Origin of the sequence: Nocardia sp. XZ_19_369, assembly GCF_015355715.1 — a bacterium.
Lineage (GTDB): Bacteria > Actinomycetota > Actinomycetes > Mycobacteriales > Mycobacteriaceae > Nocardia.
Genome location: NZ_JACVED010000004.1, coordinates 161295 through 176737 on the forward strand (window position 1 = coordinate 161295; position 15443 = coordinate 176737).

At 68.3% G+C, this 15443-nt stretch carries 17 protein-coding genes; 8 read left to right on the forward strand and 9 right to left on the reverse strand.

What is annotated here, in order from left to right:
• Positions 1-107: 107 nt before the first annotated feature.
• Genes IBX18_RS16060 through IBX18_RS16070 form a run of 3 tightly spaced genes read right to left on the reverse strand, consistent with a single transcriptional unit; the run spans position 108 to position 2329 of the window.
• The gene (locus IBX18_RS16060) at positions 108-1133 is read right to left on the reverse strand and encodes an alpha/beta fold hydrolase (protein WP_194834462.1); all 1026 of its coding nucleotides are present in this window, start codon (positions 1131-1133) and stop codon (positions 108-110) included.
• 25 nt (positions 1134-1158) lie between these two features.
• Positions 1159-1650 (reverse strand): DinB family protein, encoded by a 492-nt coding sequence (locus IBX18_RS16065; protein WP_194834463.1) that lies wholly within the window; start codon positions 1648-1650, stop codon positions 1159-1161.
• Positions 1651-1687: 37 nt separating this feature from the next.
• A complete protein-coding gene (locus IBX18_RS16070; protein ID WP_194834464.1) occupies positions 1688-2329 on the reverse strand; it encodes a bifunctional 2-polyprenyl-6-hydroxyphenol methylase/3-demethylubiquinol 3-O-methyltransferase UbiG in 642 nt (213 codons plus the stop codon).
• A 66-nt stretch (positions 2330-2395) separates the two neighbouring features.
• Between IBX18_RS16070 and IBX18_RS16075 the strand changes: the two genes are divergently transcribed.
• Positions 2396-2974, forward strand: a complete 579-nt coding sequence (locus IBX18_RS16075) for a helix-turn-helix domain-containing protein (RefSeq protein WP_194834465.1) — start codon at positions 2396-2398, stop codon at positions 2972-2974.
• A gap of 18 nt (positions 2975-2992) precedes the next feature.
• Positions 2993-3787 carry a trans-aconitate 2-methyltransferase gene (locus IBX18_RS16080; RefSeq protein ID WP_194834466.1) on the forward strand — a complete coding sequence of 265 codons (795 nt, stop codon included), beginning with the start codon at positions 2993-2995 and terminating at the stop codon, positions 3785-3787.
• Between the two features lie 24 nt (positions 3788-3811).
• Here IBX18_RS16080 and IBX18_RS16085 read toward each other — a convergent pair whose 3' ends face one another.
• On the reverse strand, positions 3812-4960 hold the full coding sequence (locus tag IBX18_RS16085) for a GDSL-type esterase/lipase family protein (RefSeq protein WP_194834467.1): 1149 nt from the start codon (positions 4958-4960) through the stop codon (positions 3812-3814).
• 29 nt (positions 4961-4989) lie between these two features.
• The gene (locus IBX18_RS16090; RefSeq protein ID WP_194834468.1) at positions 4990-6051 is read right to left on the reverse strand and encodes an amidohydrolase; all 1062 of its coding nucleotides are present in this window, start codon (positions 6049-6051) and stop codon (positions 4990-4992) included.
• 113 nt (positions 6052-6164) lie between these two features.
• Here IBX18_RS16090 and IBX18_RS16095 point away from each other — a divergent pair, with 113 nt between their 5' ends.
• Positions 6165-6734, forward strand: a complete 570-nt coding sequence (locus IBX18_RS16095) for a TetR/AcrR family transcriptional regulator (RefSeq protein WP_194834469.1) — start codon at positions 6165-6167, stop codon at positions 6732-6734.
• 6 nt (positions 6735-6740) lie between these two features.
• Here IBX18_RS16095 and IBX18_RS16100 read toward each other — a convergent pair whose 3' ends face one another.
• Together IBX18_RS16100 and IBX18_RS16105 are read right to left on the reverse strand one after the other, a co-directional pair.
• Complete coding sequence (locus IBX18_RS16100; protein ID WP_194834470.1) at positions 6741-6923, reverse strand: hypothetical protein; 183 nt, start codon at positions 6921-6923, stop codon at positions 6741-6743.
• Positions 6920-7432: a DUF664 domain-containing protein gene (locus tag IBX18_RS16105; protein ID WP_194834471.1), complete on the reverse strand. Its 513-nt coding sequence runs from the start codon at positions 7430-7432 to the stop codon at positions 6920-6922. Before IBX18_RS16105 ends, IBX18_RS16100 begins: the two co-directional genes overlap by 4 nt.
• Positions 7433-8125: 693 nt before the next feature.
• Between IBX18_RS16105 and IBX18_RS16110 the strand changes: the two genes are divergently transcribed.
• Both IBX18_RS16110 and IBX18_RS16115 read left to right on the forward strand, forming a co-directional pair.
• Positions 8126-9286: a lipase family protein gene (locus IBX18_RS16110; RefSeq protein WP_228541315.1), complete on the forward strand. Its 1161-nt coding sequence runs from the start codon at positions 8126-8128 to the stop codon at positions 9284-9286.
• 167 nt (positions 9287-9453) lie between these two features.
• Complete coding sequence (locus IBX18_RS16115) at positions 9454-10452, forward strand: diiron oxygenase (RefSeq protein ID WP_194834473.1); 999 nt, start codon at positions 9454-9456, stop codon at positions 10450-10452.
• Positions 10453-10470: 18 nt separating this feature from the next.
• Here the strand turns inward: IBX18_RS16115 and IBX18_RS16120 are convergent, their stop codons facing one another.
• Both IBX18_RS16120 and IBX18_RS16125 read right to left on the reverse strand, forming a co-directional pair.
• On the reverse strand, positions 10471-11775 hold the full coding sequence (locus tag IBX18_RS16120; RefSeq protein WP_194834474.1) for a cyclopropane-fatty-acyl-phospholipid synthase family protein: 1305 nt from the start codon (positions 11773-11775) through the stop codon (positions 10471-10473).
• 53 nt (positions 11776-11828) lie between these two features.
• A complete protein-coding gene (locus tag IBX18_RS16125) occupies positions 11829-12797 on the reverse strand; it encodes a M20/M25/M40 family metallo-hydrolase (RefSeq protein WP_194834475.1) in 969 nt (322 codons plus the stop codon).
• Between the two features lie 142 nt (positions 12798-12939).
• On the opposite strand from IBX18_RS16125, the gene IBX18_RS16130 reads away from it, so the two are divergent.
• The 3 genes from IBX18_RS16130 to IBX18_RS16140 all read left to right on the forward strand — a co-directional run bounded on the left by IBX18_RS16130 (position 12940) and on the right by IBX18_RS16140 (position 15358).
• A complete protein-coding gene (locus tag IBX18_RS16130; RefSeq protein ID WP_194834476.1) occupies positions 12940-13167 on the forward strand; it encodes a hypothetical protein in 228 nt (75 codons plus the stop codon).
• A 100-nt stretch (positions 13168-13267) separates the two neighbouring features.
• Positions 13268-14287, forward strand: a complete 1020-nt coding sequence (locus tag IBX18_RS16135) for a helix-turn-helix transcriptional regulator (protein ID WP_194834477.1) — start codon at positions 13268-13270, stop codon at positions 14285-14287.
• Positions 14288-14344: 57 nt separating this feature from the next.
• Positions 14345-15358, forward strand: coding sequence for a DMT family transporter (locus IBX18_RS16140; protein WP_194834478.1), 1014 nt, complete (start codon positions 14345-14347; stop codon positions 15356-15358).
• Positions 15359-15443: the final 85 nt, after the last annotated feature.

Genomic DNA, 15443 nt, shown 5'->3' on the forward strand with positions numbered 1-15443 from the left:
TGGACATCTTGTTGTGTTTGTCTCCCGCTTGTCGACGTACATCACCGTGGCTTCAGATGGTTAAGCGCGACAACAGGTTTGAGCGCAAATTCGCGCAGCATAGGCCGTCAGGAACCGAGGAAGGCGAGTAGTTCGTCGGTGACGAACCGAGGGTTCTCCTCGGCCAGCCAATGCCCGGCCCGCGGCACCTCGACCGCGCGGGTCACCGTAGCAATCCGCGGCGCGACGGTCGCCATGGTCGAGTCGACCAGTCCGGCGGCGGTCAGCACCAACGTCGGTGTGCTGATGGGCGACGCCGCGATATTGGCGGCGACATCCTGGTCGAGGGTGCGATACAACTCGAACCCGCCGTGCAGCACCTCGGGACGCCGGTAAGTCCGGGTGTACTCATCGATTTCGGCGTCGGTGAACGGCGACGCGGCACCCGAACCGCCGAATGCGGTGCCGCCGAAGGCGACCTGCGGATAGAACAGGCTGAGGTACTCGCGCACATCGTCGCCGACCACGGTCTCGGGTACTTGCCGCTGGGAGTGGAACGCTATGTGCCAGCTCATATCCCGATACTGCGCACCGCTGACCGCGGGCCCCGGCAGCGGCAGGTCCAGATAGCCGAGTTTGGTGATGTCCCGAGGGAATTGGACGGCGTACTGGAATGCCACCGCCGCGCCCAGGTCGTGCCCGACGACCTTGGCATCGCGCAGCCCGAGCTGCTCGGCGACGAGGGTGTGAACGAAGCGGGCCAAGGTCGCCTTGTCATAGGAAGGCGGCGACCCGGTGCTGTCACCGAGACCCGGCAGGTCGAGGGCGTACACGGTGTAGTGCTCGGCCAAGGCGGGCATGATGGCGCGCCACTCGAACCAGGTCTGCGGCCAGCCGTGCAGCAACACCAGGGCGGGGCCGGAGCCGCCGGTGACGTAGTGCATGCGCACGCCGTCGACGTCGGCGAACTCGTGCCGGAAGGTGCGGTTGAACTCCGCGTCGTCGCGGGTGGCGGCGTCGAAGCCGGACGCTTGTTGTGCGGCCACCGCGTCGGCTGATGTTGCCGGGTCTGTGGTGGATCCGCACCCAGTGATCAGCACGAGCGCGGCCGCGGCGGCAGCGATCAGGCGGGCAGGATGTTTCGGATGATGCATGGGTGTCTCTCTGCTACAAAAGGTTTCAGCGCCCGGTGGCGCCGTCGATGAGTTCACGCAGGATGTCGGCGTGCCCGGCGTGCCTGCCCGTCTCCTCGATCATGTGGGTCAGCGTCCAGCGCCAGGCCGGCGCGGCGCGGCGTCCACCCGGCCGTGGGCCGGGTGCGATGAGGTCGGCGCAGGTGGCGATGGCCTCGTTCGCCGCGGCGTTGGTCTGCCGGTAGGCGTCGAGGAGTTGCTCGGCGCTCTCGTCGGCCGCCGGGTGGAGGGTGGCCGCCCAGTCGGTGACCGGCTGCTCGAGCAGCCAGTAGCGCTCGACCTGGGTGAGGTGCTTGATCAGGCCGAGCAGATTCGTCCCGGAGTCGACACCGGGGGTGCGGATCTGCGGTTCCGGCACACCGTCGGCCTTGGTGAGTACCGCGTCGCGCAGGTAGTCGAGAAAGCCGAGCAGCACCTCCTTTTCGCCGGGGCCGGTCTGCGGCGGGCCCGCGTCGCGGCGGCGTCGTGGTGTGGGCATGGCCGGTCCCTCCGTTCAGGGCGAAAGTCGTTGGGGGTCAAGGCGTAGTGCGGCGGATGATCAGGACGTGGTCGACGACGGTCGCGGTCTGGCCACCGGGGCCGGTCGCCCGCCGACGCGGCATATCCGCGCGCTCGATCGACCATTGCGTGGGATCGAGGGCCAGTTCGGCGGACACCTCGTCCGGGGTGGGGTAGTCGACGTCGGGATCCTGGTTCCACGACCACGGTGCGGTGGAGCCGTGGTCGACGACCAGGAGGCGGCCGCCGGGGGCCAGTGCGTGTGCCGCGGTGCGCAGGACGCGCGCCCGGCGCAGCGCGAACGGCGTGTGGAAATACTGTGCGGACACCAGGTCGAACGTGCCCGCGGGAAAGTCCTCGGCCAGGTCGACACACTGCGCGGAAATCATGGTGTGCAGGTCCAGCGCCCGGGCCTTTTCGGCGAGGCGCCGCACCGCGGTGGCCGCGATGTCGACCGCGGTGACCTGCCAGCCGCGCGCGGCGAGCCACAGCGCGTCGTCGCCGGGTCCACAGCCGAGGTCGAGCACGGTGCCGGGGGTGAGTGCGTCCGCGATCTCGGTGAGCACGGGGTTGGCCCGCCCGGTACGGATGGGCAGTGGCGTGCGGTAATGCTCGTCCCAGAAGCGGGCGGCGTCGGTGTCGGTGGAGTGCGTGCCCATGCGTTCACTGTGGCTCCGGACTGCCTGTGATTGCACGCAAACTTGCCGTCTCGGCAAGATGGGGGCATGGCCGACGACATCGACGACGTACTGGATGCGGTCGGGCCGCGGCTGCGCGCACTGCGCAGGCAGCGCGGCATCACCCTCGCCGAGCTCGCGGCGAAGACCGCCATCTCGGAGAGCACGCTGTCCCGCTTGGAGAGCGGGCGGCGGCGGGCCACCCTGGAGTTGCTGCTGCCGCTGGCCCGCGCCTACGACGTCCCGATCGACGACATGGTCGGCGCGCCACGCACCGGCGACCTCCGGATCCACCTGCACCCGATCCATCGCCACGGCATGACGTTCATTCCGCTGAGCCGCAGGCCCGGCGGCACCCAGGCCTACAAGATGCTCATCCCGGCCAGGAAGCAGCCTGCCGAGGTGACGCTGAAAACGCACAGCGGTTTCGAGTGGCTGTATGTGCTCAATGGAAACCTGCGTTTGATCGTCGGCGAGCAGGACATCACGCTGCCGCCCGGTGAGGCCGCGGAGTTCGACACCTCGCTGCCACACTGGCTCGGTTCGGCCGACGGGCAGGCGGTGGAGCTGCTGATTCTGTTCGGCTTGCAGGGTGAGCGCGTGCACGTCCGCCCCCGGCACGAGTGAAAAGGCAAGGTAGACAACGTGACCGACCGTGACGAAGAACTCGCCAGCCGCGCCAGGGGCTGGGACGAGGCGGTGACCGGGTATGAGTCGTACTACGTCCCACGTTTCGCGCCATGGGTGGCCGCGGCCGTGCGTGCGGTCACCGTCGACGCCCTGCCGTCGGGGCCGATTCTCGTCCCGTGCTGCGGGACATTTCCAGAGCTGGACGCGCTGGTCGAGCAGTTCCCGGACCGCGAGCTGGTCGGCATCGACCTGTCCGCGGGCATGGTGCGCCGGGCTCGCGAACGCGCCGCCCCCTACCCCCAGGTGAGCGTCGTAGAAGGGGACGCCTCGACCCTGGATTCCCGTTGGACACAGCGGTGCGCGGCGGTGGTGTCGGTCTTCGGACTACAGCAACTTCCCGAACCCGACCAGGCGATCCGATCCTGGGCGGCCGCGCTACGGCCCGGCGGTCGGCTGTCAGTTGTCTTCTGGCCGACCGCAACTGAGACCGAAGGCCCGTTCGCCCTGCTCTCCAAGGTCTTGCGCGCCGAGGTACCCGCAGGCGACAGATCCTGGGAACAACGCCTGGCCCCCACCCTGACCACACAGGGCACCCGCATCGCACGCGACGAGCACATCTCCTACCCGATGTCCCACCCCGACGCGGCAACATTTTTCGACACCCACACCACCTCCGGCCCCCTGCGCCCCCTGGCCACCGCCCGCGGCGCCACCTTCATCGCCCAGCTACGCGACGAATTCCTCCGCCGCGCCCCGTCCGGCGAATGGCACCATCACCCCCGCGCCCGCCACCTCGTCGCTGACGCCTGACCGGCGCTATCGATCGGGTCGGACTCAGCCGGCGAACAACCCTGTGTCGCCGAAGGCCAAGTCGGCGAAGCGTTCGCCGATGCGGCGGTGCGTGGCGGGGTCGGGGTGCAGGTGGTCGGGGAGGGGCAGCTCCTGGACATCCTGCTCGCCGTAGAGCGAACGGCCGTCGAGGTAGTGCAGGTTGAGGTCGTCGGCCGCGCGCTGCTTGGTGATGCGGGCGAGTTCGTCGCGGATGATGTTGAGGGTCAGTCGGCCGGTGGCGCGGTCCGCCGGGTCGCCGGTGGCACGGAAAGTTACTCTCTTGCCGTCGAATTCGAGGGCGCCCGGACCGGGCGTGTCCTCGTGGATCGGGCAGAGAATGGGGGAGACGACCAGCAGCGGCGTGCTCGGGTGCCCGTCGCGGATGGTGTCGAGGAAACCGTGCACAGCGGGCCCGAAGGCGCGTAGCCGCATCACGTCCGAGTTGACCACGTTGATGCCGATCTTGATGCTGATCAGATCGGCGGGGGTGTCGCGGATGGCGCGCGCGACGAACGGATCGAGCAGGCAGTTGCCGCGCAGGCTCAGGTTGATCAGCTCGACCTCGCCGCGGGTGGCGGCCAGGGCGGGCCAGGTGGCCGTCGGGCGGTCGGCGTTGGCACCGTGACTGATCGAACTGCCGTGGTGCAGCCACGTTTTGCGGCCACGGTCCGGCGTCGGCTCGACCGGTGCGTCGGTGCGCAGGGCGACCAACTCGGTGATTTCGGTGTGCGGCAGCCAGATCTCGATGTCCTTCGGATCGGCGGACAGTCCGTCGAAGCGGAGGGTGCCAGCCGAGCCGGCCTCGGTGACCTTGGCCTGGGTGGCAATGTCGACTATGTGGCGGGTGCCGCCGGGCACGCTGCCGCGACCGGCCGGACGGCCGTCCACGAGCAGTTCGTACACGCCGTCCGACGGCGCCGGGGCGCCTCGATAGACGGTCCGAACCGGCAGCGTGTCCAGCTCGATGACGGTCGCGCTGGTCCGGAAGGCCAGCCGCACACCGGCGGGCTGGGCCTCGACCATTGCCAGATAGTCGTCGGGGAACTGCTTGCGCGCGCTCGCCGGAAGGCGGTGCGGCAGCAGTCCTTTCGTGGTGCGCTCGAAATCGATTGCGCCATGGATGATTTCGGGTCGAATGGGGATGGTGATCATGGGAGTGTTCCTTAGGGAGGTCGCGGCGGCTACAGCGCCAGCCGGTACGTTCGGCGGGCGGTTCCCGCGAAGAGCTCGGCCAGTTCGGTATCCGAGGCGCCGGCGGCAAGCCGTTTGAAGGCGTTCCACAGCGTCGCGTATCGGGTTCCCATTTTGTCGACGGGAAAGTTGCTTTCGAACATGCACCGGTCCGGACCGAAGGCCTCGACGCAGGTGTCGAACCACGGACGCCACAGTGCGGCAAGCTCTTCCGAGGTCGGCGGCGTCGCGGCGGTGCGATAGTCGAAGGCGGCGGCGGTGGCGAGCAGGCCACCGAGCTTGCAGACGACGTTCGGTCGTCGCGCCACCTCGCGGATGCCACGCGCCCAGGTGGCGAAGTGCGCCGCCCGGTCGGTGGCATAGGGTCCGAAGCCGAGAGGTGCGCCGCAGTGGTCGAGCACCAGGCGCAGCTCGGGAATCGCCTCGGCGAACTCGGCGGCGTCGGCGAGTTGGGGGGACAGGATCCACAGGTCGAGCGTCAGGTCGCGGTCGGCGACCACGCGGGCGCACTCCCGCACCGCCGGTTCGGCGAGCATGTGCGGCCGACTGCCCGGATGGCTGAGCTCGAGGTCCGGGCTCGCGTCCCAGCTCGCCGCGAAGCGGAGACCGCGGAATCGGCCCTGGGCCGCGGCGAGGTGATGCTCGATGACGTTGTCGACGATGTCGGCCCCGAGGGCGAAGTCGGCCCGCCCGACGATTCCGGCGGCGACCCTGGTCGGACCGCCCGCTGCGTCGTCGGCCGCGGCCAAGGTGGCGATGCACTCGGTCTCGCCGACCGGTCGCAACTCGGTCGGCCCGTCGGTGCGGTACGCCGACATGCACTCGATGTGGACGGTACCGATGACGTTGTGCCCGCTACCGGTGTCCGCCGTGAATTCTTCTAGTAGATAACGGAATCCAGGGTGGTACCAGAGGTGATGGTGCGGGTCGATGATCGGCAGGTCGGGCAGCAGGATCTGCTCCGGCCGCTGCCGCGCGAGCCAGCTGTCGTCCGGCGGGTAGATCCGGCCGAACTCCGTCGGGCGCGTCGGCGGGGAAACCGGGGCGTTCATCGTGGAGGTCTCCCTTCGGTCGCACTCGCTGGCTGATTTAACAAGTAGGTACGCTAAACTACCTAGAGACATTAGGCAAATGCTTTAGGTCCTTGGTCGATGAGGAGAACGGTATGGCACGCGCACGGATGACCGACGAGAGCTTGATCCAGGCGGCGGCGGAACTGGCCGACGAGATCGGCTTCGACAACGTGACCGTCTCGGCGCTGGCCCGCCGTCTCGGCGTGAAGGACGCGAGCCTGTACTCCCGCCTGGAGAACGCGCGTGACCTGCGGGTGAAGGTGGCGGTGCTGGCGCTGGCCGAACTCGCCGACAAGGTCGCGGACGCGCTGGCCGGCCGCGCGGGCAAGGACGCGCTGGTCGCCTTCGCCAACGCCTACCGCGACTACGCGAAGCAGCATCCGGGCCGGTACGCCGCGACGCAGCTCGATCTCGACCCGGCGACCGCCGCCGCCAGCGCGGCCATGCGGCACGCGGAGATGACCCGCGCGATCCTGCGCGGTTACCACCTGGCCGAGCCCGACCAGACCGACGCGATCCGCCTACTGCACGGCACCTTCTACGGCTACGTCAGCCTGGAAACCACCGGCCGCTACGACAGCCACCCGCGAAATGTCGAGGACTCCTGGTCACGGGCCTTGGATGCCCTCGACGCGGTGCTGCGGAACTGGCCACCGGCCTGACCGCGACTACCGGGCGTGCAGTTGCTGCCAGAACTGGCCGAGGGCCGCGGGATCGGCCCGGATGCGATCGCGGAAGCGTTCGATGAAACGTAGTTCGGCTTCGAGCAATTCGATCCGGTAGTGGTATTCGATCTGGAACAGCGGTTCGACGTCGTCGTCGGCGGCGTGCACGAACGCCCGCCGGTTCACCTGCGGCGCAACAGCACTCCCCGGATGAAGGCCGCCTGGCCCGCGTGCTGGATGTCGTCATCGACGACACTGATCAGGCGGACGCCGAGCGTCACGGGCGGATCCCACTGGGTGTCGACCACACGGGGGAGGTCGGCGTCGGTGAGCCGCGAGACGTATTCGATCGTCTGGGCGTGCACCGCGTCGTAGTAGCCGAGCAGCAGATCCGCCGACGCGGCACCGAGCTGGGCCACCTCGTCCGGGCTGTCGCCGTAGCCGGTTGCCGTGTCGTCGAACGGCAAGCCGAAGCGCTCGGCCCAGCCCGCCGCCGTCCACACCTGTTCGATGTCCGCGACGTCGGCGATGTGGTCGTCTTGGACGCGGGTGAGATGCCAGATCAGCCAGGCGATGGAGTTGGCACCCGGATCGAGCCGGGCGGCGAGCTCGTCGCGGGTCAGGCCGGACACCGCCGCGTGCACGTGCTCCTGGACTCGGCCGAAGGCATCGATCAACAAGTCAGCGCTGGTCATGATCGGGTCCAATCGTGGGGGAGTGGTGCATTGTTCCCGCCTGGGTACCCGGGGCCCGGCGATCGAAGCGGCGGGTGCGGGCTCCGCGGACGCGCATGTCACCCATCGCCATGAATTCCGACGGAGCAGCTTGTCAGGTGCACATGAATTCTTTGCATCGGCGTGCGCACGGATAGACCGATACGGTCGCCGTCATTACGCAGGACGAATGACAGCGGCAGGCTGAACAAAGCAAGAGTGTGCGATGTTCGGGTAATGGACGGTAAACACAGGAAAACCATTCAAGGAAAACTGAACGCGCTTTTAAGTCGCCCTGAAAGGCGGGGCGTTCCATTTGCGCCGGCGCACCCATGGGCCACTATGCTGGCCAAATCGCCTGGCCAGCACGCTCATTCCCGCTGGCTGCGACCCGATCGCCATTGCGGGCGAGGCACTGTGAGCACAACTGTAATCGGATGTAAGAGCGGGCATGTAATCTGCGACACTTCCACCCCGGCTCGCCCGCGACAAGAAGCGAGCCGATGACTATTGTCGTTTCGCGCCCGTGAAATGCAGTTCGCCGGACACCTGAAAATTATCGCGATGCAGTGGAGGTACAACCCAGTGGGTAGACGACTTTTTCGGCAGGCAACCGGTGGCCCGAAACTGAGACCGATTCTCGCGGCCCTCGGTGCGCTGACGATCAGCGCGGTCATGGCCGCCGCGGGCACCGGCACCGCCAACGCCCAGCCGATCTATCCGATTCCGGACCCGGATCCGTTCTACGCCGCCCCGGCCGACATCGCCGCCAAGGCCCCCGGCGACGTGCTGGACGCCCGTCCGATGCCGCCGCTGTTCTTCTTCCCCGGCGCCTCGGTCACCCTGATCAAGTTCCGCTCGACCAACTCCCTCGGCAAGCCGATCGCGGCGACCACCACGGTGGTGACCCCGATCGGGCACCGGGCGGACGCGCCGCTGCTGTCCTTCCAGCACATCATCAACGGCCTCGGCACCCAGTGCGCGATCTCGCACTCGCTCTACGCCAACGACCCGAACTTCATCGTCCCGTTCGCGCCGATGTTGAACGTCGCGCTGCTGCGCGGCTGGTCCGTCGCGCTGCCCGACCACCTGGGTCCGAACAGTGCTTACGGCGCAGCGAAATTGGGCGGCCAGATCACCCTCGACGGCATCCGCGCCGCGCAGCGGCTGCCGCAACTCACCCTCGGCAAGAGCCCGGTGGCGCTGTCGGGCTACTCCGGCGGCGGCATGGCGACCGCCTGGGCCGCCGCTCTGGCGCCGAAGTACGCGCCCGAGCTGAACATCGTCGGCGCCGCCGAGGGCGGTGTCCCGATGAACCTGACGACGATGGGCTGGGCCATCGGGCACAACCAGCACCCGGCGTTCGGTCTCGGCATGGCCGCCGTGCTCGGGATGGAGCGGGAATACCCAGACCGGATCCCGATCAGCAGCGCGTTGAACGAGAAGGGGCTCGCGGCGGCCAGGTCGATCGCGAACAGCTGCACCAACGATCTGCTGGCCCGCGGTGTCGGCCACAGTCTGCCGGAATACGCGAAAGACCTTGTCCTCGCGCACGACCCGAAGGCGTGGGCGGTGGCCGACGAGAACAGTGTGGAGCTCTACGACGGTGTGCCCGAGACGCCGATCTTCGAGTGGCATTCCCCGCAGGACAATGTCATCCCGCTGGATGCCATTGCGAACACGATGCACCGGTACTGCCGCGCCGGCGTGCGAGTGGAGTCGGAGATCTTTCCCAGCCCCGACCATCTGACCGCCGCCGTCCTCGGCTTCCCCTCGATGCTCAACTGGCTCGACGGCCGTTTCGACGGCAGGCCCGCACCGAGTAACTGCGCATAACCACTGAACCATGACCGACGGGACATGGTGACGGGACGCCCCAGGGCTACCGCCACCGTGTCCCGTTGCTCGTTCCGGCCGCCCAGCTCCGGTCTAGAAATGTATGAGACAGACTGTTACGGTTAACCTGTGTCACATTAACCTCGACTGGATATGAGGTAGACGTCATGGCTACAAAGTCGGCAACGGCGCCGTCTCGGACCGCGGCGCACAGTGCGTACGCGGGGATCCTGACGACGCTCTCCGAAGGTTCGGTGAACAAGCACTTCGATCCGTACACCGAGATCGATTGGGACGCCCCCGAGTGGGCGGTCACCCCGAACGATCCGCGCTGGATCCTGCCGCCGGACAGCGACCCGCTCGGCGCGCACCCGTGGTATCTCGCGCTGCCCGAGCAGCGCAAGATCGAGATCGGCATGTGGCGGCAGGCCAACATCGCGAAGGTCGGCCTGCAGTTCGAAGAGGTGCTGATCGGCGGCGTGATGAACTATCTGTTCGCCGTGGTGCCCAACGGATCGGCCGAATTCCGGTACCTCAACCACGAGGTCGCCGAGGAGATCAACCACACCCTGATGTTCCAGGAGATGGTGAACCGGATCGGTGCGGACGTGCCGGGCATGGGCCGGATCATGAAGGTGCTCGGACCGCTGGTGCCGCTGCTCGGCCGGTTCTTCCCGACCACCTTCTTCGTCGCCGTGCTCGCGGGCGAGGAGCCCATCGACCACGTGCAGAAGCAGGTGCTGCGCGCGGGTCAGAACGTGCACCCGATCATGCGTGACGTGATGCGGATCCACATCGCCGAGGAGGCCCGCCACATCGCCTTCGCGCACGAATACCTGCGCCACCGGGTCCCGAAGCTGGGGCGCGTGCAGCGTGGCACGCTGTCGCTGGCCTACCCGATCATCATGTTCATCGCCTGCGACCTGATCGTGAAGCCGCCGCGCTCGCTGTTCCGCGAGTTCGACATTCCGCTGAGCATTCGCCGGGAGTTGTTCTGGCGCAGCCCCGAAGCCCGCGCGCGCCGACGCGACTTCTTCGGCGAGGCCAGAATGCTCGCGGCGGACATCGGCCTGATGAACCCGGCGGCGAAGCTGACCTGGCGGCTGCTGCGGATCAACGGCGGACAGTCCAGGTACCGCGGCGAACCGGTGCGTACCCGCTCGTGAGTGCGCGGGACTCGGCGCTCAGCCCCAGGCGCGCCGAGTCCCCGGCATCCCGGTGCGCCCCTGCGCATCCGGCACCACACCGAGCACCTGGTGCAGTCCGAGCCCGCCGTCCTCGAAACCCAACGCCGATGCCGCCATATAAAGCCGCCAAATTCGGGCGCGCCCCGCACTGGTGAGCGAAACCGCTTGGTCCCAAGCGCTTTCCAGGTTGGCTACCCAGGCGCGCAACGTCAGCGCGTAATGCTCGCGCAGTGCTTCGACATCGCGTACCTCGAAGCCCGCGCGCTGCATCGCCAACGCGACCTCGCCGACATCGACCAGCTCACCGTCCGGGAAGACGTAGCGGCCGACGAACGAGTTTCTGCCCATCACCGATCCGCCCGCAGAGGAGATCGCGTGATTGAGTAGTCGGCCTTCGGGCCGGAGCAACGCGCGCAGGGTGTCGAAGTACGCCGCGGCGCGCTTCGTGCCGACGTGCTCGAACATGCCGATCGAGGAGATGGCGTCGAACTCCTCGCCACGCAGATCGCGATAGTCGGCCAGCCGGATCTCGACGTCCGCGGCCAACCCCGCCTCGGCCACTCGCGCACGCGCCAGCTCGACCTGCGCACTGCTGATCGTCACGCCGACCACCTGCACGCCATAGGTGGCCGCCGCGTGGATCGCCATCGAACCCCAGCCGCACCCCACATCGAGCAATCGCATCCCGGGCCGTAAACCGAGTTTGCGGCAGATCAGATCGTGTTTCGCGCGCTGGGCGTCTTCCAACGACACGCTCGCGTTCGCACCACCGCTACCGTCGTCGTCCGCCGCGGCGAATCGCGCGCACGAGTAGGTCATGCTCGGCCCGAGTACCAGCCGATAGAAGTCGTTGCCGACGTCGTAGTGATGGCTGATCGCCGCCGCGTCACGGCGTTTCGTGTGCAGCGGCCCGCGCAGTGGACGCACCTCCTCGGGCGGTGGCGTCGGCCGCCGCCCCAGCGCGCCGAGCTGCCGCGCCGCACCGATGGCCTGCCATGCCGCACCGAGACCCAGCGCGGCGTCGCTCGGCGCGGTCGAGGCCAGCGCTCGAAGAATCGCGAAGATGTCCCCGTCGAGGTCCACCAGGCCGGACACGTAGGCGCGGCCGATACCGAGTTCGCCCGGCGCCCAGACCATGTGGCGCACAGCGTCTTTCGATCGGATGCGAATGGTTCCGGCGCACGCGCCCGAGGGTTCGACAGCGCTGCCGTCCCAGAATTCGAAGCGCACCGGCGAATGGGGCCCCAGCGCGGCCCGCGCCAGGGGTTCGAGCACGGTCGCAACCGTTGTCTTGTCGCCCATATGACCACTATGGCCCGCGCTACCCGCCGAGGGCGGGAACGACTGGCCTCGAGTCAGCGGTTCATCGCAGCATCTCCCGTGCGTACAGGGCGTACACGGCCGCGGCCTGGTGCATCGCCCGCGGTCTCGATGATCGTGGTCAGGTTCTTCAGCTCGACCTCGAGGTCCTCCTCGGGGTTGAACCGGCTGTCGATGGTGAACCAGGTCGTGCCGGGGACCACGTTGAAGTTCGAGCCGCCGCCGGACAGCCCGCCCACGACGACCATCGATCCGCGCGCGTCGTTGCCGTCCATCGCGAAGGCGGTGTGCCGGTCCAGCATGGTGCGGACGTACTTCTCCAGCGGCGCCGCGATCCGCACCATGTGCTGGAACGAGTTGATACCGAAGTCCGCCTGCCCGACATGGGCTTCCCGCCCGTGCACGGTGACCCGCAGGCTCACCGCACCGCGCGCGGCGTGCCAGATCTTGCCCGCGCTCGGCTCGGCGGTGAGCATCGCGACCGCGGCCGGATCGATCAGACTGTGCTGCCGCAGGAAACCGGACCCGGCGACGCTGCCGGTCTCCTCGTCGCAGACGAGGTGCGCAACGATCTTGCCGTCGCCGAGCAGGCCGAGCTCCGCGGCGGCCGCGGCGCCGTACAGCATGCTGACAATGCCGCCCTTCATGTCGGAGGTGCCGCGCCCGATGATCCGCCCGTCCGTTCGCACGGCGGTGAACTGCGCGCGGTCCTGGACCGGGACCACATCGAAATGCCCATGGAAATACAGGGTTTTGGCGCCGGTGCCGACCGTCGCCCGCACGATGCACGGGTTCTCCTGCGCCTGCACCGCTGGTACGTCGATGATCTCGCCGGCGAGCCCTAACCGAGCCATCGCGTCGGTCAGCGCACGGGCACAGCCGCGCAGGGCGCGACCCGGCGGGTTCTCCGTCTCGTGGGCGACGAGGGTGGTCAGCAGTTCGGCCATCTCGTCGGCGCGCGGCGCGAGCCAGGCCTGCACCTGCGCGGTGTAGTCGATCGTCACGAGTTCGAGTGTCGCCGACGACGGCTGATCGCCTCGCCCGAACAGCGCAGGTTCGCTTGGTGTTTCGGCCTGGGCCGAATCATGGTGACCGCGCCACCTGCTCGTTCCTAGGCTGCTGAACAGCGACAACGAGGAGTTCGAGATGGTGAAAGACGTAGCGGTGCCGGGTGCGGGTGGTGTCGCGCTGGCGGTGGCACGGATGACCGACAGCGTGCTGGCCGAGTGGCAACGCGGACGGCAGTGGTGGCAATCGAGATCGGCGCGCCGGGACGAGCCGGTAGCGAAGGAGTCGCTGCTCCCGCCGAACGCCGAGGAGCTTTTGGTGCGGCTGGATCCGCTCGTCGCGGTACGGTGGCGGGGTTCCTGGTGATCGGAGGTGCCGTGGTGCGGTATCGGGTGGACATGGTGCGCAGCGCGGGAGCGGGCGCGGCCTGCGACGGCTCGGCCGGATGGCGGCGAGGTAGCCGCGAATGAAACGGATCATCTGCACGCCGGACGATCTGATGCGGGTGCGCATCGGCGCCCCGCTCGGCGCCATCGCGGAGACAATGCTGGCCAGCCGAGTGGTGCAGCGCCGCAACGTCGCCGGATTCGCGGGCTGGCGCAGCCAGATACGCGGCGCGATCCCGGCCAACTTCGGTGTGCTCACCGATATTCTGCCCGCCGACGATTCGTTTCTCGATCTGATCACGCCCACCCGAGGGGCCCGCACGATGTCCGCGGGAATCGAAGCATTGCACCTGGCCTCGCGCGACGAACTCCGGATGGAAGTGGAGAGCGTGCTCCGCCGCCGCGCGGGGAAGGGGCAACGGCCGCTGCCCTCGTGGACGGCGGAGCTGGCCGACCGAGACGGCACCGCGCGCCGCACTGTCGCCGACGCCGTCGAGGCCTTTCACTCGGTTGCGTTCGCCGGCCGCTGGGCGCACATCCAGTCCTATCTGGAAGTGGCGGCGGAACGGATGGCGCGCACCCTCGCGACCGAGGGCGTCGAGCGGTTGTTCGCCGGACTGCACCCCTACGTGAGCTGGCGCGCGCCCGTGCTCGAAGTGCACAGGACCACCCCCTGCCACGACGAGCATCTCGACGGCCGCGGGCTGATCATCATCCCCTCCATGTTCGCCTGGCCGGAACCGCTCACGCTGTACTCGTTGGTGGACAAGGACGCACCGATGACGGTGATCGTCCCGGTGCTGCGCGACATCGGCGACTTCGCGGCCGTCTGGGGTCCGCGCGCGCCCAACGAGGCGCTGACCGCCCTGCTCGGCCGGACCAGAGCCGCCGCCCTGCAGGTGATCGCGGAAGGGTGCAGTACCACCGAACTCGCTCGCCGACTGGGTGTTTCACCGGCGACGGCCAGCGAACACGCGTCGATCCTGCGCGAAGCCGGGCTCGTCGAGAGCTGGCGGCACCGCAATGCCATGCGCCACGAGGTGACCACCCTCGGCGCCGCCCTGCTCGACGGCGACCTCGCCAGCGCCCGCATCGCGTGATGCGCGACGTCCGAAAACCGCGTGAGTTCGCGCGGCCAGTGATCTAGCGTTCGGTAAATGGAGCAAGTCGTTCGATCCAGCGATCGGAAAGCGGTACTCGCGGCCGCGGTCACCGTGGTGCTGTGGGCCTCGGCCTTCGTGTTCATTCGCGCTGCGGGAGAAGACTTTTCGCCGGGCGCACTGGCTTTGGGCCGGTTGGCGACCGGGGCCGTCGCGCTGGTGCTGATCCTTATCGCCACGGGGGAGGGGATGCCTGCGCGGGCCGCCTGGCGCGGCATTCTGGTGTCCGGGGTGCTCTGGTTCGGGGTGTACATGGTGGCGCTGAACTGGGGTGAGCAGTACGTCGACGCGGGTACCGCGGCGATGGTGATCAATATCGGGCCGGTCATGATCGCGGTGCTGAGCGGACTGGTGCTGCGGGAGGGGTTTCCGGCGCGGCTGATGGCCGGTATCGCGGTGGCTTTCGCGGGCGCGGTGGTGGTCGGGCTGTCGAACTCGGGTGGTGGTAGTGCGGCTGCGCTCGGCGTGGTGCTGTGTATCACCGCCGCGGCGGCGTGGGCGGTGGCGGTGGTCGCGCAGAAACCCGCGCTCGCCCATGCGTCGGCGTTGCAGGTGACCACCGGAGGGTGTGTCATCGGTACGGTCGCTTGCTTGCCGTTCTCGGGTCAGTTGGTCAGTGAGGTTGCCGCTGCGCCGCTTTCCGCGACGTTGAGTGTGGTGTATCTGGGCGTGTTTCCGACCGCTTTGGCGTTCACCACGTGGGCTTACGCGCTGTCGCGCACCACGGCGGGGAAGATGGGCGTGACCACCTATGCGGTGCCGGCCCTGGTGGTACTCATGGCATGGATCGCGCTCGACGAAGTCCCCGGGCCGCTGGCGGTTCTCGGCGGTTTGCTGTGTCTGTCCGGTGTGGCGATCACGCGGTCCCGCGCGGAGAAGCCGGTCGCCTCGGTCGTAGGGGGCGAGTCGGGTGTGCCGGTCGGGCCGGATATGCCGGTCGAGCAGATGGAGCCGGACGAGCCCGGAGACGCGGAAGGCGTTGCGGCACAACCGGTAGCGAACCCGAAGTAGCAGTCCGCCACCGCCTCGCGCGCAAGCCACGGTGCGCTGAATTCACGGTGGCACGCGGCCGTCTGCGGTGACCGACAGGCCGCCT

Coding starts and splice junctions, on each gene's coding strand:
- IBX18_RS16060 (WP_194834462.1), bottom strand. CDS start 1,133: ATGCATCATCCGAAACATCCTGCCCGCCTGATCGCTGCCGCCGCGGCC.
- IBX18_RS16065 (WP_194834463.1), bottom strand. CDS start 1,650: ATGCCCACACCACGACGCCGCCGCGACGCGGGCCCGCCGCAGACCGGC.
- IBX18_RS16070 (WP_194834464.1), bottom strand. CDS start 2,329: ATGGGCACGCACTCCACCGACACCGACGCCGCCCGCTTCTGGGACGAG.
- IBX18_RS16075 (WP_194834465.1), top strand. CDS start 2,396: ATGGCCGACGACATCGACGACGTACTGGATGCGGTCGGGCCGCGGCTG.
- IBX18_RS16085 (WP_194834467.1), bottom strand. CDS start 4,960: ATGATCACCATCCCCATTCGACCCGAAATCATCCATGGCGCAATCGAT.
- IBX18_RS16090 (WP_194834468.1), bottom strand. CDS start 6,051: ATGAACGCCCCGGTTTCCCCGCCGACGCGCCCGACGGAGTTCGGCCGG.
- IBX18_RS16095 (WP_194834469.1), top strand. CDS start 6,165: ATGGCACGCGCACGGATGACCGACGAGAGCTTGATCCAGGCGGCGGCG.
- IBX18_RS16105 (WP_194834471.1), bottom strand. CDS start 7,432: ATGACCAGCGCTGACTTGTTGATCGATGCCTTCGGCCGAGTCCAGGAG.
- IBX18_RS16110 (WP_228541315.1), top strand. CDS start 8,126: ATGGCCGCCGCGGGCACCGGCACCGCCAACGCCCAGCCGATCTATCCG.
- IBX18_RS16115 (WP_194834473.1), top strand. CDS start 9,454: ATGGCTACAAAGTCGGCAACGGCGCCGTCTCGGACCGCGGCGCACAGT.
- IBX18_RS16120 (WP_194834474.1), bottom strand. CDS start 11,775: ATGGGCGACAAGACAACGGTTGCGACCGTGCTCGAACCCCTGGCGCGG.
- IBX18_RS16130 (WP_194834476.1), top strand. CDS start 12,940: ATGGTGAAAGACGTAGCGGTGCCGGGTGCGGGTGGTGTCGCGCTGGCG.
- IBX18_RS16135 (WP_194834477.1), top strand. CDS start 13,268: ATGAAACGGATCATCTGCACGCCGGACGATCTGATGCGGGTGCGCATC.
- IBX18_RS16140 (WP_194834478.1), top strand. CDS start 14,345: ATGGAGCAAGTCGTTCGATCCAGCGATCGGAAAGCGGTACTCGCGGCC.